24 protein-coding genes are annotated in these 22,559 nt (G+C 42.7%); 17 read left to right on the forward strand and 7 right to left on the reverse strand.

The genetic code is table 11. The annotated features are described in order from the left end of the window. Positions 1–502 precede the first annotated feature (502 nt). Entirely contained in the window at positions 503–808 is a 306-nt protein-coding gene (locus ABIE50_RS09235; RefSeq protein ID WP_209864263.1) for a hypothetical protein, read from the forward strand. Positions 809–840: 32 nt separating this feature from the next. On the opposite strand, the gene ABIE50_RS09240 is transcribed toward ABIE50_RS09235, so the two are convergent. From ABIE50_RS09240 to ABIE50_RS09265, 6 genes are all read right to left on the reverse strand, one after another. Next, entirely contained in the window at positions 841–2,319 is a 1,479-nt protein-coding gene (locus tag ABIE50_RS09240; RefSeq protein ID WP_209864261.1) for a TlpA family protein disulfide reductase, read from the reverse strand. Position 2,320: 1 nt separating this feature from the next. Next, positions 2,321–3,664: a RagB/SusD family nutrient uptake outer membrane protein gene (locus ABIE50_RS09245; RefSeq protein ID WP_209864258.1), complete on the reverse strand. Its 1,344-nt coding sequence runs from the start codon at positions 3,662–3,664 to the stop codon at positions 2,321–2,323. A 45-nt stretch (positions 3,665–3,709) separates the two neighbouring features. Then, positions 3,710–7,297, reverse strand: coding sequence for a SusC/RagA family TonB-linked outer membrane protein (locus ABIE50_RS09250; protein ID WP_209864255.1), 3,588 nt, complete (start codon positions 7,295–7,297; stop codon positions 3,710–3,712). 27 nt (positions 7,298–7,324) lie between these two features. Beyond that, complete coding sequence (locus ABIE50_RS09255) at positions 7,325–8,542, reverse strand: FecR family protein (RefSeq protein WP_209864252.1); 1,218 nt, start codon at positions 8,540–8,542, stop codon at positions 7,325–7,327. Positions 8,543–8,676: 134 nt separating this feature from the next. Beyond that, complete coding sequence (locus ABIE50_RS09260; RefSeq protein ID WP_209864248.1) at positions 8,677–9,267, reverse strand: RNA polymerase sigma factor; 591 nt, start codon at positions 9,265–9,267, stop codon at positions 8,677–8,679. A gap of 143 nt (positions 9,268–9,410) precedes the next feature. After that, positions 9,411–9,812 carry a hypothetical protein gene (locus tag ABIE50_RS09265; protein WP_209864245.1) on the reverse strand — a complete coding sequence of 134 codons (402 nt, stop codon included), beginning with the start codon at positions 9,810–9,812 and terminating at the stop codon, positions 9,411–9,413. A 143-nt stretch (positions 9,813–9,955) separates the two neighbouring features. On the opposite strand from ABIE50_RS09265, the gene ABIE50_RS09270 reads away from it, so the two are divergent. The 3 genes from ABIE50_RS09270 to ABIE50_RS09280 all read left to right on the forward strand — a co-directional run bounded on the left by ABIE50_RS09270 (position 9,956) and on the right by ABIE50_RS09280 (position 12,832). Next, a complete protein-coding gene (locus ABIE50_RS09270; RefSeq protein WP_209864243.1) occupies positions 9,956–10,816 on the forward strand; it encodes a LytTR family transcriptional regulator DNA-binding domain-containing protein in 861 nt (286 codons plus the stop codon). Positions 10,817–11,174: 358 nt separating this feature from the next. Beyond that, positions 11,175–12,023, forward strand: a complete 849-nt coding sequence (locus ABIE50_RS09275) for an RteC domain-containing protein (protein WP_209864241.1) — start codon at positions 11,175–11,177, stop codon at positions 12,021–12,023. A gap of 23 nt (positions 12,024–12,046) precedes the next feature. After that, positions 12,047–12,832, forward strand: coding sequence for an RteC domain-containing protein (locus ABIE50_RS09280; protein WP_209864238.1), 786 nt, complete (start codon positions 12,047–12,049; stop codon positions 12,830–12,832). 11 nt (positions 12,833–12,843) lie between these two features. Here the strand turns inward: ABIE50_RS09280 and ABIE50_RS09285 are convergent, their stop codons facing one another. Beyond that, positions 12,844–13,275: a hypothetical protein gene (locus ABIE50_RS09285; RefSeq protein WP_209864235.1), complete on the reverse strand. Its 432-nt coding sequence runs from the start codon at positions 13,273–13,275 to the stop codon at positions 12,844–12,846. Positions 13,276–13,392: 117 nt separating this feature from the next. Here ABIE50_RS09285 and ABIE50_RS09290 point away from each other — a divergent pair, with 117 nt between their 5' ends. From ABIE50_RS09290 to ABIE50_RS09350, 13 genes are all read left to right on the forward strand, one after another. Beyond that, a complete protein-coding gene (locus ABIE50_RS09290; protein ID WP_209864233.1) occupies positions 13,393–13,815 on the forward strand; it encodes a hypothetical protein in 423 nt (140 codons plus the stop codon). A 73-nt stretch (positions 13,816–13,888) separates the two neighbouring features. Next, positions 13,889–14,215, forward strand: coding sequence for a DUF4134 domain-containing protein (locus tag ABIE50_RS09295; protein ID WP_209864231.1), 327 nt, complete (start codon positions 13,889–13,891; stop codon positions 14,213–14,215). Positions 14,216–14,227: 12 nt separating this feature from the next. After that, a complete protein-coding gene (locus ABIE50_RS09300; protein ID WP_209864229.1) occupies positions 14,228–14,584 on the forward strand; it encodes a hypothetical protein in 357 nt (118 codons plus the stop codon). Beyond that, on the forward strand, positions 14,553–15,020 hold the full coding sequence (locus ABIE50_RS09305; protein ID WP_209864227.1) for a hypothetical protein: 468 nt from the start codon (positions 14,553–14,555) through the stop codon (positions 15,018–15,020). Before ABIE50_RS09300 ends, ABIE50_RS09305 begins: the two co-directional genes overlap by 32 nt. Before the next feature lie 44 nt (positions 15,021–15,064). After that, entirely contained in the window at positions 15,065–15,835 is a 771-nt protein-coding gene (locus ABIE50_RS09310) for a hypothetical protein (RefSeq protein ID WP_209864225.1), read from the forward strand. Between the two features lie 6 nt (positions 15,836–15,841). Then, positions 15,842–16,258: a DUF4133 domain-containing protein gene (locus ABIE50_RS09315; RefSeq protein WP_209864223.1), complete on the forward strand. Its 417-nt coding sequence runs from the start codon at positions 15,842–15,844 to the stop codon at positions 16,256–16,258. Continuing rightward, positions 16,191–18,719, forward strand: a complete 2,529-nt coding sequence (locus tag ABIE50_RS09320) for a TraG family conjugative transposon ATPase (RefSeq protein WP_354027943.1) — start codon at positions 16,191–16,193, stop codon at positions 18,717–18,719. Before ABIE50_RS09315 ends, ABIE50_RS09320 begins: the two co-directional genes overlap by 68 nt. A gap of 51 nt (positions 18,720–18,770) precedes the next feature. Next, positions 18,771–19,442 (forward strand): conjugal transfer protein TraI, encoded by a 672-nt coding sequence (locus ABIE50_RS09325; protein WP_354027944.1) that lies wholly within the window; start codon positions 18,771–18,773, stop codon positions 19,440–19,442. Positions 19,443–19,607: 165 nt separating this feature from the next. Then, on the forward strand, positions 19,608–19,877 hold the full coding sequence (locus ABIE50_RS09330) for a hypothetical protein (protein ID WP_209864220.1): 270 nt from the start codon (positions 19,608–19,610) through the stop codon (positions 19,875–19,877). A 17-nt stretch (positions 19,878–19,894) separates the two neighbouring features. After that, positions 19,895–20,320 (forward strand): hypothetical protein, encoded by a 426-nt coding sequence (locus ABIE50_RS09335; protein ID WP_209864217.1) that lies wholly within the window; start codon positions 19,895–19,897, stop codon positions 20,318–20,320. Then, positions 20,310–20,960 carry a hypothetical protein gene (locus ABIE50_RS09340; protein WP_209864215.1) on the forward strand — a complete coding sequence of 217 codons (651 nt, stop codon included), beginning with the start codon at positions 20,310–20,312 and terminating at the stop codon, positions 20,958–20,960. The genes ABIE50_RS09335 and ABIE50_RS09340 overlap by 11 nt, the downstream gene beginning before the upstream one ends. Positions 20,961–21,002: 42 nt before the next feature. Then, positions 21,003–21,839, forward strand: a complete 837-nt coding sequence (locus ABIE50_RS09345; RefSeq protein ID WP_209864211.1) for an adenine nucleotide alpha hydrolase family protein — start codon at positions 21,003–21,005, stop codon at positions 21,837–21,839. Between the two features lie 66 nt (positions 21,840–21,905). Further along, the gene (locus ABIE50_RS09350) at positions 21,906–22,532 is read left to right on the forward strand and encodes a TerB family tellurite resistance protein (RefSeq protein WP_209864208.1); all 627 of its coding nucleotides are present in this window, start codon (positions 21,906–21,908) and stop codon (positions 22,530–22,532) included. Positions 22,533–22,559 lie beyond the last annotated feature (27 nt).

The raw sequence follows: 22,559 nt of genomic DNA on the forward strand, positions 1-22,559 counted from the left end.
AACAGGAGCCTTCCCGTACTATCTTTGAATTGTTATTAAACCAATCAAACCTTGAATCATGAAACAAACCAAAACTTTTTCCCAACTGGTATTAAGGCCGGTATTTTCCTTTAAATCTGTACAAGTAATTGCAAAAGACATTTCTACGACTTGCGATCCTACTACAGTCTTTACGCAGCCAACGGTAAGTTTTACCTGTCAAACCCGTTAAGAAAAATAAGTAGATGACCAGATCACCGGTAAGACTGAATCGGTACCAGCTTACCGGGATTTGATCCATGATAACCCCAATAGCGAAGTGCAATAAAAGCATTGTTACCCCATATTAATCCACCTGCCAATCCTGCTACCTCAACGCATATACGAAAATATATATTTTTACACCATAACATTACTAATAATTTATACTTTCAGTTAATCCATTTGTTTACAGGTTTTTAAAGGCGCCCGCCTTGCCGGCGCGATGACCATCCATTTCTTAACCTCCCAAAAACAACCAATTATGAAAGCTTTAAAATTCATCCCTGCACTGATCTTTGTGCTTAGCGCTTCCCTGGCCTTTGCCGGCGATAAAACCGAAACCCCGTCCAAATCGGAAGGACAAACCCAGCTCAATGTTTATTATGTTACCGGAGAAAGCGGCTCAAACTATTTGCTGAGCACTTCACCCAATCCGGAATGTGATATGGGATCCGCCCGTCCATGTGAAATCACATCCACCAGTACCCTTGGGGCAACCGTTCCCAAAGCCCAGGTAGATGGCCAGACCGGTGGTATTCATATTGAAAGCTTCCAGCCTGAATTCTAAACAATAAGGAGAGGGCGGTTTCCCTCCTCTCCTTATTTAATCTTTTCTATAAGTACAATCAAGCTGTCTTTATGGTAAAGGTCCTGGGTATTATGCTTAAATATGTATCCATCCTTGTTTACAAGAATGACAGTAGGAAATGATTTTATGAAATTATCAGATATCACGGGATGGGCCTCCCCTTTTGGGCCTGTATAAAGGTTAATGGCATCATTTGAGGTATAAAAACCTGTTCCAATGCCATCAATCCAACGCTTCCTCCATCTATCTGCTCCAATGGATAAAAATACAACAGAACTGTCATGTGCGAATTTCTCCTCAACATATTTAAGTGCCGTTTCATAAAAGAGCTTACATCCCCCGCATCCATTTGTCCAAAAGTCCAGCAATACCGTTTTGCCTTTGAAATCAGCATAGCTTACCACGTTGTTGTTGATGTCAAATAGTTCAAAACCCGTAAATAGTTTTTTGCCGGTAGCTTCTTTAATTCTTCGAAGAATGACACTAGCATCATTTTCCGATACAAAAGAGATAGCATCATCCAATGTGGTATTTGCATCCACGGGCAATCTATACCTACTGAATAAAACAGCTATACAGGCATCTTTCAATGACTGCGCTTGGTCACTGCTTTTTATCGAATTGTAAATCCACATAAAATCAAAACGGCCGTTAACCAAGATGCTTTCTGCTGCATATCTGTAACGGATAAATTTGAGGTAATCCAGTGACTGAAGCAATCCTGAAGCTGTGTACTGTTTATTAAACCGTTCCTTATAAACAGATTGGTATTTTTTTATAGCATTAGACCTTTCCGTAACACTAAGGCCTTGCCAGTAATTTTTTAATGGAACAAAGACGGAATTTCCATTAAAAAAATCAATTTTGATCCTGAGTATTTCCCAGTCCTGTTGCGATAATCCTCCTTTATGATTATCTAAAAACGCTCGTGCTATGGGACGTAAAACTTCATACGGATCTACGATCCCATGTTTAGCAATCAGATCTGAACTTGACTCTTGGGTTGGAAGAAAAAGAATAGAATCTATTGAAGCATTTAAAGTATACCGGAGCGCCCCTAAACCCTGAAATGTATAATGCCCGTTGATTCCCGCGTAGGTTTCTCTTACCGATGCATTGATAAAAATACTATCCCCATTCCTCCAAATCTGCTGGCTTATTATCATAGCAGTTCCGGCTCCAGCGCCGGTGTCGGTAAATGTTCTGGCTTTTGATACTGAGAAATATCCACTAGCTGATGTTACCGGAATCTCAAAGCGGAACAACCCGGAATCAAATGTGGCCTTATACTCCTGGCGGTAAGGATATTCAGCGGCAAAAAGGGTTGCGCTGCCCACTTTTAATTTAAGTTCATCTTTTGCTGTGGCACCAGCCAATTTAATCAGCACCTTTATCTGATTCTTAGGTACGGCTTCTGCGGACAATAAGGTAGCGGAGAGCCATACTGCCACAAGTAAAAAAATGTAATTTTTCCTTGCTTTCATTTGCATATTAATAGTTGTTTTGTTCTAATCCACTAAGCTGGATCTCATTTGGCGGTATCGGAAAGGCATACCTCGGGCTTGCAGGGCCTAAAATAAATTCCCTACCATTTATGAATCGTTTTATTTCTACCTTTCGGTCCTGATCAGCACTTAGTCTTCGGATATCATCCCACCGGCTATTGAATGTAAAAGGCAGCTCTTTGCGCCTTTCGTTTAATACAATATCCAGGGCCTGTTTTTTATCTGTTGCAGTTAGGGGAAAGAACGTCCCGGTTTTATATCTGGCAGCTAGTAACCTGTTAACTAAGGTCATTGCATCGGTAACCCGGCCACTCCGAACCAGGCATTCGGCTTTGTTTAGCAGTATCTCATTGGTTGCTATGCCGCAAAAATTATAGAAATCACCGGTGTATCCTCCTCGGAACCGTATGTTATTGTTAGTCCGTACATAAAAGGTGACCTTGCGCAGGTCGTTATCACTATAAGATCGGTATAGCGATGAATCCACGTCGGCTTTTGTTACTGTCGTAGGCCGTACCAGGCCGTTTGTTCCAGCATAAGCATAAAATTCTACTTCATTATTGCCGACACCGTTTGCTGGGAACCTGTAGGTAGTAGTTGCACTTACTTTGTCACTGTTGAAATCCAGCAGATCACTTTTTTGTTCCAGAAAATGGGTCGCATAGATTTCCGCATCTTCAAACCTGCCCATACTCATAAATACCCGTGACAGAAGGCCATAAGTAGAAAGTTTTGATGGGCGCGTAATAAATGGCTGATGTGTGGACAGCAGCTCTACGGCTTTTTTTGCATCTGTTATTATTTGACCATAGGTATCTTCTAAATCGGAACGATTATAGATAGTATTGACATCAGCACTTAGCCTCAGTGGGAGTCCTTGCAGATCCCTGGCCGATTGTGGGTCATATTGCCGGCAAAAGATAAGAGCAAGATTATAAAGGGCAAAAGAACGGTAAAACAAAGCCTGACCCAATACATTATCCTTTTGGGCGGAACCGGATTTTAGTGCGTCAAGCCCCTCAATAACAATATTGGCATAAGCGATAGTGCCATACAGGTAGTTCCACTCAACGGAAGCCCCGTTATTCTCCGACCAGGGGTTTAATCCCCATAAATAAATTTCCTTTTCATTATTTCTTAAGGTTCCGAAGGCGGCATCGCTAATAATTATATTATCGGCTGCTGCCAGACCGGTACTTACAAACCGTCCGTTTATTGCCTGGTTGTTATCCAGTATAGCTTGAAAATCTTTTAAGGTCTCAGGTTTTACATCGGACTTAATCCGTTTGGCATCCAACCATTCGTTATTATTACAGGCTATCAGGGCCATTAGACTAATTAGTATAATCCGATAGAACATATGCTTTAGCATGATTTAGAATTTTGCGTTTATACCAAATGAAAAAGAAACCGGGTTTGCCATTCCGAAGCCAAATGTATCGGGGTCGATACCTGTTTTGCTTTGCTGCCAAAGTAAACCAACATTACTCAGGTAAGCATATAAGTTCAAATACTGTATTACTTTTCCCGTACCCTTAAAGCGCACCTGATAGTCTAGGCGGATATCTTGCAACCTGATATGGTCCCCTCTTTCTACCAATACTTCAGAATAGGTGTAAAACCGGCTCCTGTTGCGGTCTTGCAGTAATACCAAAGCGGGCACTTTTGTATTGTTTTCATCGCCTGGCTTCTGCCACCTCTGTTCGTAATCCATATTTGCCCTGGACTCTATTAATTCTGAATAATTAAGCGGCGTAGATGGGCGCCTGAATACATACCCTAGTTTAAAGGTGATGTTGAAGGAAATAGCAAAATTTTTATATCTCAACTCATTTCTAAATGCCCCGTATTTTGTTGGCCTGGCTGAACCATTGTACTGCAGGGAATCAGGATTAAAATTGTTCATTACGGCTTCATAGTCCTTACTTTTTCCGCCATTCAAATAACCTACCGGGTCACCTGCTGCATCGACACCTGCGTAACGGTAAGAAAAAACGCCGTAGAGGGGCCTTCCAACAAGGCCGCTAATCTCTCCATACTTTTGGATGCTGTTGATTGTCTGCGGGGCATCGAATCGGACTAGTTTATCATTCATTATACTCAGCAGTAAGGTTGTTGTCCATTTAAGTGGGCCATCAAGGTTGCTGGTGTTCAGGGTAATATCTATCCCTTTTGTCGAGGTCAAAGCAGTATTGGCCATAACCGTGGTAAAGCCCGTTTGTGGTGCGATAAACGTTGGCTGTACGAGGTCCTTTCCATTTTTCTGATAACCTTCTATTACACCGCTTATTCTGTTATTAAGGGCTGAAAAATCAATGCCTATATTTATATTCCTTACTTTTTCCCAACGCAGCGCGGGGTTTGGGGGTGTTTCAATAGCGATACGTTCCAGTCCTGTGACCGGTGCCGTTAAATACCGGCCTGATAAATAGGCTGAGCCATAGTAAACGTTTCCGTTGAAACCATAAGAGCCCCTGATTTTTAACCGGGGCAGCCAGCGGGTATTATAAAAAGCCTCGTTGCTAATATTCCATCCCAGACCAGCCGACCACAGGGGCGTAATTTTGTCGTTTGTTTTAACGCCGAAAATGTTGGCCCCATCCCTGCGACCACTTAAATTGAGGACATAACGGTTATCATAAATTACCGAGCCATTGAAATACTGCGACAGGTACCGGGTAAGAGAGCCATTTACATCATTATCCGGCGATGGGATAAATGCGGTCCCACCGGGGTTAACGGGATAGGCAACATTGTAGTTTAAATTTGAAATGTCCGTGCCGAATTGGTCATTGTACCCGTAAGCTATGCGGGGATAGCCCTCTGTTTTACGCTCCCTGAGCTCATAACCTCCGAGTGCGTCCACGGCAAAGGAGCCGAAGTTCTGATGGTAATTAAGCTGTGCCCTCGCATTCTGGCTTCGCCAAGTATAATCAGCCGTTTCTAAAATTCCTCCCTTGGGAAATACATATTCTGCAATGCCAGTTGCAGCATCAAAGGAGGTAAACCTGTTTACCATATTGCGTACATAATATGAACTCGCGTCCCTGAAATTCCTTTGAAAGATCTGCTGTTGCTCATGCTGGTATTGAATTTCAATATCGAGTTGCGGTATGATCTTGTATTTACCCATCAAACGCAGAAGCAGGTTGCTGCTTTTAGTATTGTTATCTGCCAGGTGCAATTCCTCATAGGGCCTGAAACCCCAATCCAGAAATCCGTTCTGTGCGGCCTTTTTGACATAGCTATCCCGGTAATTAAGCGTTACCGGAAGACCGTCCCCATTTGCTGATACCAAACTGGCATAGGGATATAGATAGTTGTTTTTATAATTACCCAGCCCCAGGGCCATAAAATCTTCAAATGAATAATTATTGGGTTGGGCGGTATTACTGCTACTATAATTAATGGCTGAACTAAATTCCAGATTCTTTAAAGGCCGAAAGGAATTGAAGCTGTTAAGCGTTATCCGCTTGGAGCTATTACGGACCAGCGTTTGCCTGTCGTTATCAAAACCGGCCGACAGATAATAGGTCGTATTTTCAGATCCACCTTTTAGGTTGAGAGCATATTGTTGCATTATAGCAGGTTGATAAAACCTTGAAGACAGGGTCTTTCTGAAGTCAATCGCTGCAAGGTCATCTATAATAGATTTGGCCTTGTCCGCACTTATTTTACCAGCCCTTAACTCTGCGTAAATATCTACTCCGGGTGTAACCGGCGTCATTGAGCTTTCGTCTGCAATATCAAAATCATAGTATCCCTGATCAAATAATAGCTTTTCAACATCGAGGTAGCTTCGGGAGGAAAGAAAATTGCGATTCTTAAAAATATCCGGCTTTTTAGAAATAGTTACGTTTGTATTGACCTCCAGAGCTAGTCGCTGATTACGTCTCCCTTTTTTTGTTGTAATAACGATAACGCCGTTTGCCGCATTGGCGCCCCATATGCTGGCAGCTGCGGCATCTTTGAGGACCGTAATTGTTTCCACGTCATTGGGATTGATAAGGTTGATATCTCCTCCGAATGGGAAATTATCAAGTACGATCAAAGGATTTTTACCAGCATAAAGAGAGCTTTCCCCGCGGATATTAATACCAACATTCTGCTGGTCATATCCTAAAGGGTTTATACGTTTGTCCGTTAATCCATTAAAAAATAACCCCGTAACAACTCCATCCAGGCGATCTAAAACATTTGCAGACACTCTTCTGCTAATCAAAGCGCTGTCCAAAATGAAAAAAGAACCGGTAGCCCTTTCTATGGGTATGTTCTGATAACCGGTAGAAACAACATTAATACCTGCCAGTTTCCTTTCCTCCGGCTCAAGGCTTATCGTTAAAGCATCAGCAGGGCTTTTTATTACCATGACCTTTGAACGAAAGCCAACGTAGCTAATGGCTAAAGTCGTCCCCCGAGTTGCCTGCAAGCGAAATAATCCATCTTTATCAGTAGCCGTCCCCATTTCAGTTCCAATAACTTTTACCGAGGCGCCCTCCAGCGGCAGCCTTCCTTCAGCCGCGAGTACCCGGCCTGATACACTTATGGTATCAAGGCCAGGCATAGCCGGCAGATTGGTTTTAGGGGATGGCGTAATTAAATCTTTAGGGCCAATGGAAATATAGGAGCCATTTATCTCGTAGGTTAATGGCTGCTTTTCAAAAAGCAGTTCCAACAAAGGCTTTAAGGCGACTGCTTTAACCGAGAAAGTTACCGGGTGTGCTTTTTGGATAAGTTCATTCTTATAAGTAAAGCTGATCGTATTACCGCTGTGCTTTTCAATACTGTCCAATGCGCTGACGAAAGAATGATTTTTAAAAGTGAGTGAATACAGGCGGGATTGAGCCTCTACTTGAAGTCCTGCAAGGCAGAAGAAAATAGCCGATAGAAAAGAAGGCCTGAATTTATACCAATACATTATCATTACCCTTTGATTAAAGGGTGCAGCAATCACATTATACATGACGATTATTTTTTGCCCAAAGGGCTGTTATGGTTGATTATCTGTTCTCCGTTTTTTATAGGGAAATATTATCAGCTTTTTATCTTCGATTTTAAAGGAAGCGATGGCAGAAGCCTCCATTATCCTGAGCACCCGGCTTAAAGGTTCCTGTCTTTTGATCCTTGTACTAATTCTGGTCTCTTTTTCCATAAACGAACCGTCGTAAACAACAGTAAGATCATACCATCTGGCTACCTCCTCAAATACCTCGCCTGCAGCAGCATTATGGAATACAAACATACCGTTCTTCCAGGCCATTATGTTTGCCGTATCAGCTGTAGATAGCTTAATGCCGTTTGCATTTATCGCTGCCATCTCACCTGGTTTCAGTAAAGTACTAAAGCCATCCCCATTTACTTTGATCCTACCGCTTAGTAAAGTAATCTGCTCACTGCTTTCTATCAGATAGGATTTTACATTAAAGCGGGTACCGAGAACCTGGATGGTTCCCTGGGGGCTATGAACCCAAAACGGACGGTTTTCATCTGCTGCCACCTCCAGGTACGCTTCTCCTTCAATACTTATCTGCCGTTTGCCGTCAGCAAACCGGTCGGGGAAACTTAACCTTGTATCAGCGTTTAGCCAAATGCCAGTACCATCCATTAACCGGATAAAATAAGTTCCACCTTTTGGTGTAACTACCGATAGGCTTGCTGCAACTTGTTTGCCGGAAGCCGGTGACTTTATTGTGAGCATACCATTCTGGCTTCTTAGAATTGCAGAAGGGGTAGATAGTAAAGTATCGGCTGAAAATGGAAGGGATATTGGCTTTCCGGAATTAATGGAAAGTGTTGCCTTATTGGTTGCAGGTCCGATATCATAAGGGGGCACCCCCGCCTGCTGCTTATTGACCCTTGCAGGATGATTAGGCAATAAATATTTAAAGCCAACAGCAAATAAAATTATAACCGAGGCAGCGGCAAGAGCAGTGATTACAATAGGCCTATATGAATGTATTGATTTATTACGTTTCATGGAAAGGCGCTGCCAACCTTCTTTGACACTAACCTGATGCATCAGCGCTAATGCCTCCATTTGAAACTCTTCGCTATGTAAGCGTTCCATGGACTGCCTGTTAGCTGCTGAGGTATTTTCCCAAATTTCCAGCATATGGGCCTCTTCGGCGGATATCTCCTGGCCCATCGATTTACGACCGATGGCTTGTCCAAGCTCCAAAGCATGTAATATTTGATCATTTTCTGTCATAATGCTGATTTTCCCATCGGGTAATTAGAAAACAACACAGTCAGCAGATCCCTCGCAGTTTTTATTGCTTTTATATTAAATAATCAGTTGTGGCGACCAATAAAAAAATACGGTTAAAATAGTATAACTAATTATTAATTGCCTGAATGCAGGATAAGAAGAAGGACCAGAAAGCTTTTCCTGGAGAGTACTTTTTGGAGCAATTGGATCCCTCGGGCTTTTTGATTATCTACAGTACTCTGGTTAAGGCCGAGCCGTTCGGCTATCTCTGTATTTTTTAGCCCTTCATTAAAGGCAAGGTGAAGCACACGCCTGTAATGCTCGGGAAGAGTTGAAATCGCCTGACGAACTTCAACCAGCACCTCTGTCTCTATTATCTGATCGATGAAATTATCTTGTGTAAAGGATTCCTGGCTCACCGTCCAATCCATTTCCCGTATAACACGCCTTTTTTCCCCCTTTAGGTAATTGAGGCAGCCATTACGGATAGAAACGTAAAGAAAGGACTTGATGGCAGGCAGGGATTCAAAACCCTTATGCCGGTGCCAGAGCTTCAAAAAACAATCCCCTGTTACTTCTTCGGCTGCTGATAAATTACCAGTGATCTTCACCCCGAAGTAACACAATGGCTGATAAAGGTGCTCAAATAATGCTCGAAAGCTGGACTCGTCCCCTTTTTTTAATGCTTCGATTGAAAATCCTGAAATTATTTCCACGTTCGTCATTGGATTTATTTATGCCCAGGTTGCCATCAGGATAAAAATGCCCCAATGCTTAGAGGCAATATAGTTTAATATTGACTGAAAGCATTGAGGACAAAGGAATTTAGAGCTTGATTTTTCAGAATTATTTTGTTATCCCCAGAGTACTATGGAAGATCAATTACCTTAAATGTTATATTGATGGACTGATCTGATGTAAAGGTAGGGGCACTATTGGGATATGGAATAAAGGTTCCTTTACCGAAAATTTCCAAAGTAAATTCCTTGGTCCTGCGCGGGGGATCATATTTTTGAGGCTTAGGGATATCTATGGGTCCCCTGGTTATGACCGTTGAGGATATAAGGCCTGCCCAATAAGCCAGCACTTGTGCAGGTGCAGTGTCAAGATAACTTTTCTGATCAGCAGTAAAGCTAAAGTTTAAATCCAGCCAGGCCCGGAAATTAGTCGTCATACTTTTTGCTTCGGCAAGTAGCAAGGCATCTGTAAGGGCATATAACTCCTGTTGCTTGAGTTGAACGCCACTTTGCGTAAAGGGTTGTTGTGTCATGGTATGCTGTTTTGGGTTAAAAATCCTCTTAGGGAACATTGCTAATAAATATAAGTAAAATGGTTAGGGCTTGCAACTAAAATATAATTTAATTATATTTATTTACAGCGTTTAAATAACCATTTACAGATATCGAAATGACAATGGACTCTTATGAAAAACCTTATCAATACCATGACGGATGGATAAGATTTGCCATTTCACTTATTGGCGCTCACATCGTTACGGAATATGGTGGAGTAGAACCCTGGTATAAAAGAATATTTACGGGTGAGTATTACCGTGAGTTCGGTGCAACATTACTCATTACCCTGTTGATAACTTATCTTGTATTTAAAGTTACTGTATTGCTGGACCGCCGATTTGACTGGAATGAAAAAACACTTGTCCGCTTCATGCTGCAGCTGCTTTTAGGACTAGTTTTACCGGCCGCCATCACTTTTTTACTCGCTGCACTCTATTTTCGCATGTATGGCCTCAACATACTTGACTACAATTATCACTTATATGCATTCCCATTTATTGTTTCCCTCATTGGCATCTTCAATATCTATTATGTTATCCGGTACTTACATGCCGATAAGCTTGCTTATAAAAACAAACTTGAAAAACAGAGATCAGCAACACAGGTTAATGCCATAGGACCGGCTCCGGAACCCATAACACCAAAGCGAGGCATTACGATCCACACACCAACAGGGAGTTTTCAAATGTCCATCTCTGATATCGCATATTTTTACAGGACCTCCAGCAGGGTTTATGTCCGGTCCCTCAAAGGTGTTGATCAACTAGTTGCCCAAAGCCTTGACCAAATTGAAGAAACGCTTTCGCGAGACGATTTTTTTCGGGTTGCAAGGCATATAATAGTTAGTCACAAAGCCATTGTTCGCTACTTCCCCTTAAATTTCGGCAAGCTTGGCGTTGAATTAAACCCGCCTTTTAAAGAAGAAATAAACGTCAGTAAGCTGCAGGCCCGCGATTTCAAAAACTGGTTTGATCAGTAACTGTTTTTGCCAATCTTCCCTGCGGATATCATAAAGGTTTACGCGGATATCCGTAAAACGAAAACGAATAAAATATCTTAATAAAGCGTACGCAGCAATTTTTTTAAGTTTGCCCCTTATTATTACGGAGGCCGCTGCAAATATCAGCTACAGGTATGTTAAGTACCCAGGAAGCTTTATTTTGTAAATTTCTCCGAACACTACATCATGCATTTGAACACCTGAACCTGGAATTTTACCATTTCGTAGTTTTTTAGCGCCCCAGAATTTGTTCCAGCTCTCATTGTGACTTTCTTTTGCCTTTGCTTATTGCGTCCCGGCTACCTTTGAAACTCTTGCAGATATTAAAACGTTTCCTATGGTGCAATTTTGTAAAAGCCTTTATGCGGAACTTCAACACCTGCTTAAAACCCTCGATGAGCAAGGTCTGCCAATCTTACAAATGGCGGAAAAAGCAATTGGCATCTGCGGCCAGAGCCTTAGAAAACTCAAAGATTATATCGTCAATTATGAATTCGAGGGAAAAGAACAGGAGGTATTGTTTTTTAAAGAAACGAAGCCCATGTTTTTACAGGAGCTGATTTATTACAGGCGCCTTTTCGAGATAGAGGCTAAAATACCCAATGGCACTACTCAGATGCAGATCGAATACTATCTGGCCCAGATATCGGCATTAAATACCTTTTTTGAAAGGAACCAGTTTCTGCTGCTCTATTACTACACAGCCAAATCCTATTTTGACAGCTCCCTATTTGTCAGGCAACCGGAAGAAGTCCCTTTCCTTGCGGAATATAACCTGGAAAACGATGATAAATTCGCCAATATTTATAGCTATAAGTTTTCAAAGATACAGGCATATGAACACCTTATCGTCTATCTCCAGGGCAGGATCAGCTATCTGGAAAAGGGGGATGGTTTTGAGACCTCCGATAACAGCAAGATAAAAAAAGTCCGTTTTGTGGGCTCTAAGGCTTCATTTTACGAAGTGGTCTTATCCTTGCATGAAGCCAAACTGATCACCGGTGATATCAAAACTGCGATGGAATATTTCGGATTCTTTCTAGAGTTAAGCCCTGGCAATTATTATGCTTATCAGCAGGCCATGCGCCTTAGAAAAAAGAATATGACACCGACGCTTGATCTGATGAAATCCTCGCTGCTACAACAATGGGAAGAAACTGACCTCCATCCCAAAGGCCGAAAATAGGCAATCAGGTAAAATATTTCGACATGGCCACAAATCCACAAGCGCTGCTGCGCATGATGAACACGGACCTGAAGTGTATTGCATCCAGACCGAAGATGACTGCATTAGCCATTGCCGAACTATCACTTATTAATGCCTCCGGTCATCTGCTGGAACTGAAGGCCCAGATCAGACGGCTGCCCTTAAAAAAAATTAAAGAGCAGGTCCTATTCTTTAAATTGGTTCAGCCACAGTATTTCTGTGCTTTGCTTTATTATCAGTTCATCTGTTCGCTGGAACGTAACAAGCCTGTGGCAAGTACCAAACAGCACATGCTGTATTATCACGACGCACTCAGACAAGTCAATCATTATCTTGATTCCAGGCAGCATTTTGCCATGTACCACAAGCTAGATTGCCGCTATTTGGACAAGATACTGTTTACCCTGCCACCTGATGATCTGTCCGTTTATCCGCAAAATGGCAGTTTTCATTATACGGAGTACTTTAGTTTTTTTAGCTATTGCAAGGCAAAAGTTATGGCCTATGAACGTTTGCAGCTCTTTTTGTCAAAGGCGGTAAAGAGCGGCGCTGCACGTTTCAGAGGCGAGAAGAAGAAAACAAAGAAGGAGCCTGAAGCGAAGCTCAAAAAAATAACAAAATGGCATTTAAAGGAGCGCGATGAGATCCTGGCAAAGATCGGTTGGTTGGAAATGAAAACCGAGGCGCGATGCAATATCTTTTATAACACACTGAAATCTTGCATTTCCCGAAAAAATCGCCGGGTAACGATACTGGAATCCATCACTACGATTCTGCAAAAAGCTTAAATTCATCCATACTATACAAAATCAATATAGGGTCTTAGCGCATTGACTATGCCCCTGGACTTGTATTCAGAAAACCCCTCTTCCAGCATAGTTTCCATACTTAACTGAAGCTGTCCTTCATCGACCAGGTCATAGAACTCATCATCTGCCCGGCTTTCGTCGCGCATGTGATTTAGTATTGCTAAAAGGTCAATTTTCAGCGCCGCCTCGCGCTCAAGCTGAGCATAGTGCTTATAAGGACCAAGATCTATTTTAAAGGTGGCAATAAACACCTGGGCCAGTTCTGTTTCGTCTATGTCAGGACCAGGCAAGCCTTCAGCGTGTTTGTGTAGAGCAGATAAGGCGGCAGTTACTTTAATAAATTCCAGAAAACGCTCCGGGGAATGGCCCCAATCCGGATAAAAATCCAGGACGATCATTACCAGTTCTTCATTAAGGGTCATAAACGGAAATTAACAAAAAATAAAAATTTATTAGCTAATACGATAGATATATAAACAGAATTCGCGCTGGATCACCTTTGCCTACATCAATGAAGCGAATACCTAAAACTAAAAACTATGCTGAGCAATATTTCCTGGTCGAACTATATTATCGGAGCAATATTACTGCTTTTAGTTTATTACACAATTGTAGCATTTTTATTTTATCGCGCCGAGATTCTCCATCTCCTGCGCAACGTAAAGCCTCTACCTGATAAGATGGGATCTATGAAGGAAAGGTTGGGCGTCAACTCGATTGAAGGGCTCAAAACGGTAGTGGCTGATATCAGGGCAATCCTGGAACTGGCAGCAAAAAACAGGGTCAGCAAAGACGAGCTTTTGGGGCAGCTCGCCGACAGACTGGCAAACTTTGACGGGTTACATAATACTGCCTACAGGATTGCCCTTTCTAATTACATTATTAATAATGCTGAAAATACTAGCGGGGTGGCAATTAATGAAGATGAATTAGAGGTTGTGTTTGAGGGGCTGCCCCGCTAATTTTTAAAATAATGACTGTACAGTAAAATCAATATATGCATGGCCATGCACCTAACTTTTAAAAGGTGCATTTATGAACGAAAGAGTATGTGGGGCAAAGAAGAGGCTTGCACAAGCAGCTATTGTAACTATTTTAATAATGCTGGTTATTAATGTCCATGCGCAGGATGGCAATGCCGGTATTACAGAGGCGACAAACAAGGTCAAAGGTTATTTTGAGAAGGGAACGTTTCTGATGTACGCCATAGGGGCCGTAGTCGGATTGGTGGGTGCAGTAAAGGTTTATAACAAATGGTCAAGCGGGGAACCGGATACAGCTAAAGTGGCCAGCAGTTGGTTTGGCGCATGTATTTTTCTGGTAGTCGTTGCCACAGTGCTAAAAAGTTTCTTCGGAATATAAAATGCAGTACAAATGGAAAGACCAAGGCCCGTAGTAGATGTAAGAGGAACTGCGTTTTATGTAGACGTCCTCCATGAAGATTTGCGGCAGAAGGGCAATGAAAAAAACCGCATTTCATTTAATGCTTTCTACCAGGAAGGCGATGGTTATACCTTCCTCTATGATACATTATTGCTTAATACGCCCGAGGACCCATCCCTAATTACGGAATTCGGAGAGCGGTATGTATGGGTTACGCTTCCTGCGTTAATGGAACTTGACCCTGTCGGTATTGCCATTAAATACAACATTCCGCTGGAAGTGCTTTGTCCGGAACTCTCGGGGTTAAAAATCTTTGATGATGAAGATCAACAACCGGAAGGGTTCTGAGGGGTGTTTATTAGATGACTTGCGGCCACGTATCGATGTGTTGGGTGAAACCTTCATCGTTGCCTGGGAAGCGCGCAAATTACTTGCAGCAGAAAATACCTCCGGACCCGGCATAGTCCTCTTTAACCTGCCGCTCACGGAAGACGGAAAATCTTACCAGTGCATCTATGATCCCGTAAACAAAAAGTCCTTGGACATTATTTGCGCCCGTAAGGGTTTACCCAAAGGGGCTGTAGTGATAGAGATTCCTAATGAATTAACACTCGACCCCAAAAGTGTAGCAAGGGAAATGGGACTAAATGCAGCAGAACTTTTAAAAGTTTATCCAGCGGGAAAAGTTTTAAAAGCAAAGGCCATTTTATGGGAGGAGTCGAGATTTCCTGCCTTGTTAAAAAAGATGAATTCACTTTCTATAAAGAAAAATAAACTGCGGTAGCATGCATGCTATAATAACGTAGCACATCAGTTCAAATGCGAAACATGGAAAAACTTCCGACATACAGGATAAGGCAGGTAGATTTTATCGTAGATGTTCAGTGTTGTATACTAAGGCATCCGCTGGATGAAAATATATTCTTTCATCTTCTGAAGCAGAATCGAAATGAAGATGGAACTTATAATATAACATTCAGCTTAAAGGATTTCAAAGCTACCAAGCCAGTTAAAGGTAACGAGCGGCAACAAACTGTTGTTGTCCCGTCAATGGTAAAACTCGACCCGCTAAAAATGTCACAGAAGTTTAACCTGCACCCGAGTGATTTACCCGAAAATGATACGCTACTTCATTGTAACAATGAACTATTTCAAACCCGTAAAGCAGGAAGGCGACCCATTATTGACATTGCAGGCGAAGGCTTTATGGTCGACTGGCAAAAGCGAAATTTAATGCCGCTTAACGATCCTTTCCACCCCGGGCTTAACTTTCATAAAATGCGTTCCGATAGGTCTCATACCAGGTATTTTTTTTTTTACGACAAGGGAAAGCAACGGCAGGTAGATATTGCACCAACCCTAATGACGATACCCAATAATATTATTGGCGTAGAAATTCCCGTAATTGAATTTCTTGACCCTTATGCCAGGGCCGTTGAATACGGCTGGCAAAATCAAATGGGTTGGTTTGATCATCATCCGGTTCAATTGCACTTAAAAGCGTCTATAATACCCTTGGAACAAACGATACTACCAGACCTTGTTCGGTCTAATATTGCCCGCCATCAAATGAAAAATAAAAAGGGGTTTGGATTATAGGTCACAATGGAGCGGATAAATTATATCATAAATAAAGGAGTTAACAGGCCTGTTGAATTCCGGGGGCTGAAAGGGCAATATATCTATATCCTTGCAATAGGGCTTGCTGCATTGCTTATTGTTTTCTCCATACTTTATATAGCAAAGGTACCTGCATACCTGTTACTAGCGGTTGTTGGAATAGCAGGGTTTGGTTTGTTTACAGGTGTATACCGGCTCAGTCACAGGTTTGGCGAATTTGGGCTCATGAAAACACTAGCCCGCCGGCAGGTACCCTTTGCTATTTTTTGCCTTACAAGAAGGACTATAGAAAAATTATCTGAGCAGATAAGTGAAAAAGAAAATGTGAAATCAGATGACTTTAATATTAATACTCCTGGCGGTGACGCTGGCAGCCGTAATGCTGCAAAGCCGCACTTATAAAGAAAACGAAAAGGACCTTGCCGAAATCTTCCCATTATGGAAACTGGAGCAAAATTGTCTCCTTAGCAAAAAGGGCGATATAACCATAGGCTTGCGCCTTGAACTACCTGAAATTTTCACACTCTCCGATGAAGAGTATGAAGCCTTGCATTTCGCATGGTTAAAGGCCATAAAGGTACTTCCTGCAGGTACCATCTTCCATAAGCAAGATTGGTTTACACAAGAGCGGTACAAACCGGACTCCGGGGCTGATCCCGATAATTTTCTCATGCGGAGCAGTGACCGTTTTTTTAACGAGCGGCCGTTTTTGGCTCATCAGAGTTTTGTTTTTATTACCCTGGTTGCTGCAGACCGTAAACCTGTTACTTCCGCTTTTTCCTCCCTGCTTAAAAAAAGCATGGTCCCTTCCCGGGCTACCGACAAAGTGTTATATCAGAAACTTAAGGAAAGTATCGGCCAATTCAGCCGCATCCTTGATGATAGTGGTTTTATGAAAGTTTCTTTACTATCCTCTGTCGACCTTGTGGGTAATGGGAAACAACAGGGGATCATTGAAAACTATCTTAATCTTTCCGGCCAGGGCTATCCCGTATTAAAGGATATCACCTTTAAGCCCAATTTAAAGATCGGTGGTCAGCATTGCCTACTGTTTTCACTTGCCGATGCCGATAAGCTTCCAGCTCAATGCAGCCCACGGATAAACTATGAAAAATATGCTACGGACCGCACCCGCTTTTCTGTAGGCTTTAGTTCGCCTATCGGACAGTTGCTTCCCGTAAACCATATCTATAACCAATTTATGGTGATCGGTGACAGCCCAAAGACACTCAAAGAGATGGAAGCCAAACGTAGAAGGCTCCAGTCCCTGAGCACCTATAGCCGAGAAAATTTGATCAGCCGCGATGCCACCGCCGAATTCCTGAACGAAGCAATATCACAAGCCAGGACACCGATTCGGGCGCATTTTAATCTGATGTGCTGGACCGATAAAGAAGATGACCTGAAGGAGATCAGAAATACGGCGACAGCTGCCCTGGCTGCTATGGAGGTTATAGCACACGAGGAAACAGTTGGCGCCCCCCAGCTTTGGTGGGCAGGTATTGCCGGCAATGAAGCAGAGCTTCCCGATAACGAATGTTTCCACTCCTTTGCAGAACAGGCAAGTTGCTTTCTTAACATGGAAACAGCCTACCGGTCTTCGCAAAGTCCCTTCGGTATTCGGTTAGGCGACCGGCTCACAGGTGTGCCCCTACACGTCGATATCTCTGATGAGCCAATGCAATCTGTTTGCACCAATCGCAATAAGCTGGTAGTTGGTGGTTCTGGATCAGGAAAATCGATGTTTATGTGCCATCTTACTCGTAGCTACGTCCAACAGGGCGCCCATTGCGTCATACTCGATGTAGGACACAGTTATGAAGGGCTCTGTAAGTTACTGGGCGGGTACTACTTTACCTACACAGAAGAAAATCCCATCAAGTTCAACCCTTTTTACATCGGTCCCGGCGATGTGCTGGACACGGAGAAAAAAGAAAGTATAAAAACCTTGCTAGTAGGTCTTTGGAAGGCTAATGACGAAAGTTTCCGGCGCTCGGAATATGTCGCTGTCAGCAATTCACTGCAATCATTTTATAACTACCTGGACCGCGACCAATCCATTTTTCCCTGTTTTGATTCCTATTATGAATTCCTGCAAAACCATTTCATCCGGGAGCTGGAAGGTGACAAGGTAAAAGACCGGGATTTTGATATGCACAATTTTCTGTACGTGCTGCGTCCATTCTATAAAGGTGGTGAATTTGATTACATCCTCAATGCCCGGGAAAACCTTGATGTACTCCGCCAACCCTTTGTGGTCCTTGAACTGGATAATATTAAGGACCATCCCATCCTGTTCAGTATCGTAACGCTCTTGGCAGCAGAGCTGTTCATTTCAAAAATGCGGAATCTAAAAGGTGTCCGAAAAGTGATCGTCATCGAAGAAGCCTGGAAAGCGATCGCCAAGGCTGGGATGGCTGAATTTATTAAATACCTCTATAAAACAGTAAGAAAATATTTTGGAGAAGCTATCGTCGTTACTCAGGAAATCGACGATCTGATCACCAGCCCCATTATTAAAGAGGCCATTATTAATAATGCGGACTGCAAGATCCTATTAGACCTCAAAAAATTCACCAACAAATTCGACTCCATCCAGGCCACGCTTGGTATGACTAACAAAGGCCGGGACCTGGTACTTTCCCTGAACAGGGCCATAGAACCGGGCAAAAGATACCGAGAAATCTATATCGAACTGGGTAACACCTTGATGAAGGTATATCGTTTTGAACCCTCCCCGGAAGAGTATTACGCTTATTCCACTGAGCAAAAAGACAAACTGAAAGTGCAGCAATATACAGAACGCTATGGCGGCGACATTAAAAAAGGCCTGCGAGAACTAGTAAAAGACATGGCTGCTTAGCCCGGTATTGCAAGCAGATAGATAAATGATTTTTTCACAAATAACAGAGCGATGAAGAAGGGATTGATGGTGTTGGTACTCTGTATTGGCTTTAGCCTGGCCCCCACGCAACAAAGCCATGCTATCTGGTGGTGGGTGGCCAAGGCAGCTATAAAAAAAGCAATCAAGGCCGCTGACCTGGCCATTCAACGGCAACAAAATAAGATTATCTGGTTGCAGAATGCCCAGAAAACACTGGAAAATGCAATGGGGAAATTAAAACTTAATGAAATATCGGAATGGTCTGAAAAACAACGGAAGCTTTATGATGATTACTTCCAGGAATTATGGAAAGTAAAAAACGCTATTACTACCTATCAGAAAGTAAAGGCAATAATTAGCAGACAGCTACAAATGGTCGAGGAATATAAAAATGCATGGGCGCTTTTACAGCGGGATGAAAATTTCACGCCACGCGAGGTCCGCCAAATGTTCCAAACCTACTCCGGCATAATTGACGAGAGCCTTAAAAATATTGATGAGCTTTTGCTGGTAGCTAATTCCTTCGCCACGCAGATGTCTGATGGCAAAAGAATGGCTCTTATTTCGCAGACCGATGTTAAGCTGGAACAAAACCTTATCGATCTCAGAAAATTTAACAATCAAAATTTCAGGATCAGCTTATCCCGAACAACGGATGCGCAAAAGCTTGCTGGACTAAAAAAGCTCTATGGCCTGGATTAAGGTATTTATATGAAACAGCATGAACGGCAGCGGTATATTACTGATTTTACAACATTTATGTACCAAAAGGGTTACAGGGCGAATTATAGATTGGATCAAACAGAAACGGACCGCATATTTTTTTCCGGTAATCTTAGGAGTTGCCTGGAACAATATTTCAGCTTGATGGCGGATAAATCCTATGGCGCCGGTTTAAAGCTATCTACACACCCGGTCTATGAACCTGGCATTGACTGTCAGTTCGATATTATGTTCGATTCCGTTAAGGGTTTTAAAGTACAGGCTATGCGCATTGAAGATATAATGGCCGGGCAGCTGAGAACATACCGGTTTCAAAACAACCATCAGATCCCTGGTGCCTCCAGCCTTTACAGCCTGTTTCCAAGAAAGAAACCCTGGGATGATTTTTTGAAAGGAAAAAAGTTCCGGCCTTAATCTTTAAACCAAATTTTATGGAGCAGCAAAGATTAGATGAGTACATAAAATCCTATCAGCAGTTATTTGAAGAGAAAGGATACGGAGAAGCAGCGCTTGGCAGCGGTGTTGAGGAAGGGGAACTTAGTAAAATGGTCCGTATAGGATTTACCGCCCTATCTAATGAAAACGGGGAGGCAGACGTAAGTCTTAGGGTTTTCGGATTCTTTGGCGAAACGCGGGAACGCATAGGCATCGCCTTCCGGTTCCGGTATGACCAGCAAAAAGAAACCATTGACCTTAAACACATCATTGCGCAGACCCCGAAAGAAGATATTGTCATTGTTTCAAGACTAAACAGCAGTTTTCCAACGAGCCAGCAGTTATACGATCACGTCTTAGCGTATCGGGAACGAAATAATATGGTAAAACGTCAACCCAAAAAGAATGGACATGGCCTGTAAGCTAAAGTTATTCAGGATTAACCTTTGTTTTTTTTGCCTGGTCTGGGCCATCTCTTTTTCCTGCAATCCAGCAATTGCCCAAATCAGCATATTTAATCAGAAATCTACCCAAACCAAATACCTCTTTCAACAGATCGCTGCATTAAGGGTATATACCGATTATCTCAAGAAAGGCTACGCTGTGGTAAAGGATGGTACCGGTCTTATAAAAGATATTAAGAATGGTGAATTTGACTTGCATAAAAGCTATTTCGGTAGTTTAAAATCCGTTAGTAGCGCAATTAGGAAGCATCCCAAGGCTTCGGCCATCTATAAGATGTTATCCGAAATAGAACAGCGAAGGGGCAGTATTTATAGTCTTTGCCCCTCGTTACCGCCCGCTCAAGCTACGGAGCTTAAAGCTTTACTGGGTTCCATTGCTTCTCAGTCCTCGATTGAGCTTGATGAGTTGCTTATGGTTTTAGAAGATGGCTATGTTGAAATGACAGACGACCAACGGATAAAACGGATTGATGATATCTATACCCGGGTACAAAAGACCTGGGCCTGGCAACGGGAACTGCATAGGCGCACTGCGGCTCTTGTCAGCTATTTGCAACAGTCATTACATGACCTCGACCAACAACGAAAAATGCAATAATATCTATATAGTGATAAACAGGGTTTAAATGTGCAGTAGATTATGAAGAGGATTATATCACTTGGCCTCGGCCTCCAAAGTACCGGCATGTATTTTATGTCCTGTAAAGGACTTTTACCTAAAGCAGATTTTGCCATTTTCTCTGATACCGGGATGGAAGCCGAAGCTTCTTATAAGTACCTACAGTGGCTCCTAAACTGGCAAAGGGATAATTGCGGAATACCCATTATCGTTTGCCGTGATAAAAACCTGTTTGAAGATCTGCTACACAGCTCGCCGGATGTTCATAATGTCTCTATACCGGCATTTACTGCAAATGAAGATGGCTCCATTGGTATGCTGCGCAGGCAATGCACCCATAAATATAAAATTCAGGTCATTAATGACTATATCCGCGATCATATTTATGGACTATCCAAAGGCGCGCGCAGGCCGCCAACGGCCATATGGTTGGGTATCTCAACAGATGAAATCGAACGCATGGCATATCCCCAACAGTCATGGTGTATCAATACTTATCCTTACCTGGGTTATTATACCACCCACAAAGGGGAGTGCAACCATATAGACTGGGCACGTCCCATGAACAGTCAGGACATTGTAAGATGGCTTGTCCTACAAGGGCTTCCCATTCCTACCAAAAGTGCCTGTGTATTCTGCCCTTATAAATCGGATGCTGCCTGGGCGGCACAAAAGGAATTTGCGCCACAGGATTTTGCCTCAGCTATAAGAATAGATGAAGCCATTCGCAACAGTACCCCAAAAGGTGTCAATAGCCCGGTTTACTTGCATCGGAGCTGCACCCCGCTTGCAACAGTTGACTTTGACCCCGAGCAAAAGCAAAACTGGGGGGAATGCTCCGGCACCTGCCATATCTGAACTGCATCAATCAAAAAATGCCGCGCAAACCGGATGCTCCGGTTTGCGCTCCAAAATTCTTTGCTTATGAAACTCCTGCTTTCTTTTTTACTGATCGTCGCCTGCTGCTTACAGCTACAACTGGCTTGCGCCCAAGCGGCGGAGCTTGAACAGTTAGCCCTTAATATTGAAAAACTCGCCCAGTTTAAGTCGATACTTTCCAATATGAAAAAAGGGTATGATCTGGTCAGTAAGGGGTACACGAAAATTAAAGATGTGACCGAGGGCAATTTTAAAGTACATGAGGTTTTCCTCGATGGCCTGATGGCAGTTAACCCAAGAATCGCCCGCTATCAAAAAGTGCCGGCCATAATAGAGGACCAGATCAGCATTTTAAATGAATACACTCAGGCATGGAACCGGTTTCGGGGTGATGGAAGGTTTACCGAGAAAGAACTTACCTATCTGGCCAGGGTTTATAGCAATCTTTTTAACCGAAGCCTGGCTAGCATAGATGAGCTCACGATGATCCTTACCGCATCAACGCTACGCATGTCTGATGATGAAAGGATCGAGGCCATTGACAGGATATATGAGCAAACGCAACAAAAACTTTCCTTTTTGCGGGGCTTTAATAAAAAGGCTTCCATTATAGATCAGAAGCGCAAAAAAGCCATTGAAGACAATGAGCGGATACGCGCCCTCTATGAATAGTGAACCTCATTTTAGAATCGGGTAATA

Source organism: Chitinophaga sp. OAE865 (assembly GCF_040546735.1).
Taxonomy (GTDB): Bacteria; Bacteroidota; Bacteroidia; order Chitinophagales; family Chitinophagaceae; genus Chitinophaga; species Chitinophaga polysaccharea_A.

Coding starts and splice junctions, on each gene's coding strand:
- ABIE50_RS09235 (WP_209864263.1), top strand. CDS start 503: ATGAAAGCTTTAAAATTCATCCCTGCACTGATCTTTGTGCTTAGCGCT.
- ABIE50_RS09240 (WP_209864261.1), bottom strand. CDS start 2,319: ATGCAAATGAAAGCAAGGAAAAATTACATTTTTTTACTTGTGGCAGTA.
- ABIE50_RS09245 (WP_209864258.1), bottom strand. CDS start 3,664: ATGGCCCTGATAGCCTGTAATAATAACGAATGGTTGGATGCCAAACGG.
- ABIE50_RS09250 (WP_209864255.1), bottom strand. CDS start 7,297: ATGTATAATGTGATTGCTGCACCCTTTAATCAAAGGGTAATGATAATG.
- ABIE50_RS09255 (WP_209864252.1), bottom strand. CDS start 8,542: ATGACAGAAAATGATCAAATATTACATGCTTTGGAGCTTGGACAAGCC.
- ABIE50_RS09260 (WP_209864248.1), bottom strand. CDS start 9,267: ATGACGAACGTGGAAATAATTTCAGGATTTTCAATCGAAGCATTAAAA.
- ABIE50_RS09265 (WP_209864245.1), bottom strand. CDS start 9,812: ATGACACAACAACCCTTTACGCAAAGTGGCGTTCAACTCAAGCAACAG.
- ABIE50_RS09270 (WP_209864243.1), top strand. CDS start 9,956: ATGGACTCTTATGAAAAACCTTATCAATACCATGACGGATGGATAAGA.
- ABIE50_RS09275 (WP_209864241.1), top strand. CDS start 11,175: ATGGTGCAATTTTGTAAAAGCCTTTATGCGGAACTTCAACACCTGCTT.
- ABIE50_RS09280 (WP_209864238.1), top strand. CDS start 12,047: ATGGCCACAAATCCACAAGCGCTGCTGCGCATGATGAACACGGACCTG.
- ABIE50_RS09285 (WP_209864235.1), bottom strand. CDS start 13,275: ATGACCCTTAATGAAGAACTGGTAATGATCGTCCTGGATTTTTATCCG.
- ABIE50_RS09290 (WP_209864233.1), top strand. CDS start 13,393: ATGCTGAGCAATATTTCCTGGTCGAACTATATTATCGGAGCAATATTA.
- ABIE50_RS09295 (WP_209864231.1), top strand. CDS start 13,889: ATGAACGAAAGAGTATGTGGGGCAAAGAAGAGGCTTGCACAAGCAGCT.
- ABIE50_RS09300 (WP_209864229.1), top strand. CDS start 14,228: ATGGAAAGACCAAGGCCCGTAGTAGATGTAAGAGGAACTGCGTTTTAT.
- ABIE50_RS09305 (WP_209864227.1), top strand. CDS start 14,553: ATGATGAAGATCAACAACCGGAAGGGTTCTGAGGGGTGTTTATTAGAT.
- ABIE50_RS09310 (WP_209864225.1), top strand. CDS start 15,065: ATGGAAAAACTTCCGACATACAGGATAAGGCAGGTAGATTTTATCGTA.
- ABIE50_RS09315 (WP_209864223.1), top strand. CDS start 15,842: ATGGAGCGGATAAATTATATCATAAATAAAGGAGTTAACAGGCCTGTT.
- ABIE50_RS09320 (WP_354027943.1), top strand. CDS start 16,191: ATGACTTTAATATTAATACTCCTGGCGGTGACGCTGGCAGCCGTAATG.
- ABIE50_RS09325 (WP_354027944.1), top strand. CDS start 18,771: ATGAAGAAGGGATTGATGGTGTTGGTACTCTGTATTGGCTTTAGCCTG.
- ABIE50_RS09330 (WP_209864220.1), top strand. CDS start 19,608: ATGGCGGATAAATCCTATGGCGCCGGTTTAAAGCTATCTACACACCCG.
- ABIE50_RS09335 (WP_209864217.1), top strand. CDS start 19,895: ATGGAGCAGCAAAGATTAGATGAGTACATAAAATCCTATCAGCAGTTA.
- ABIE50_RS09340 (WP_209864215.1), top strand. CDS start 20,310: ATGGCCTGTAAGCTAAAGTTATTCAGGATTAACCTTTGTTTTTTTTGC.
- ABIE50_RS09345 (WP_209864211.1), top strand. CDS start 21,003: ATGAAGAGGATTATATCACTTGGCCTCGGCCTCCAAAGTACCGGCATG.
- ABIE50_RS09350 (WP_209864208.1), top strand. CDS start 21,906: ATGAAACTCCTGCTTTCTTTTTTACTGATCGTCGCCTGCTGCTTACAG.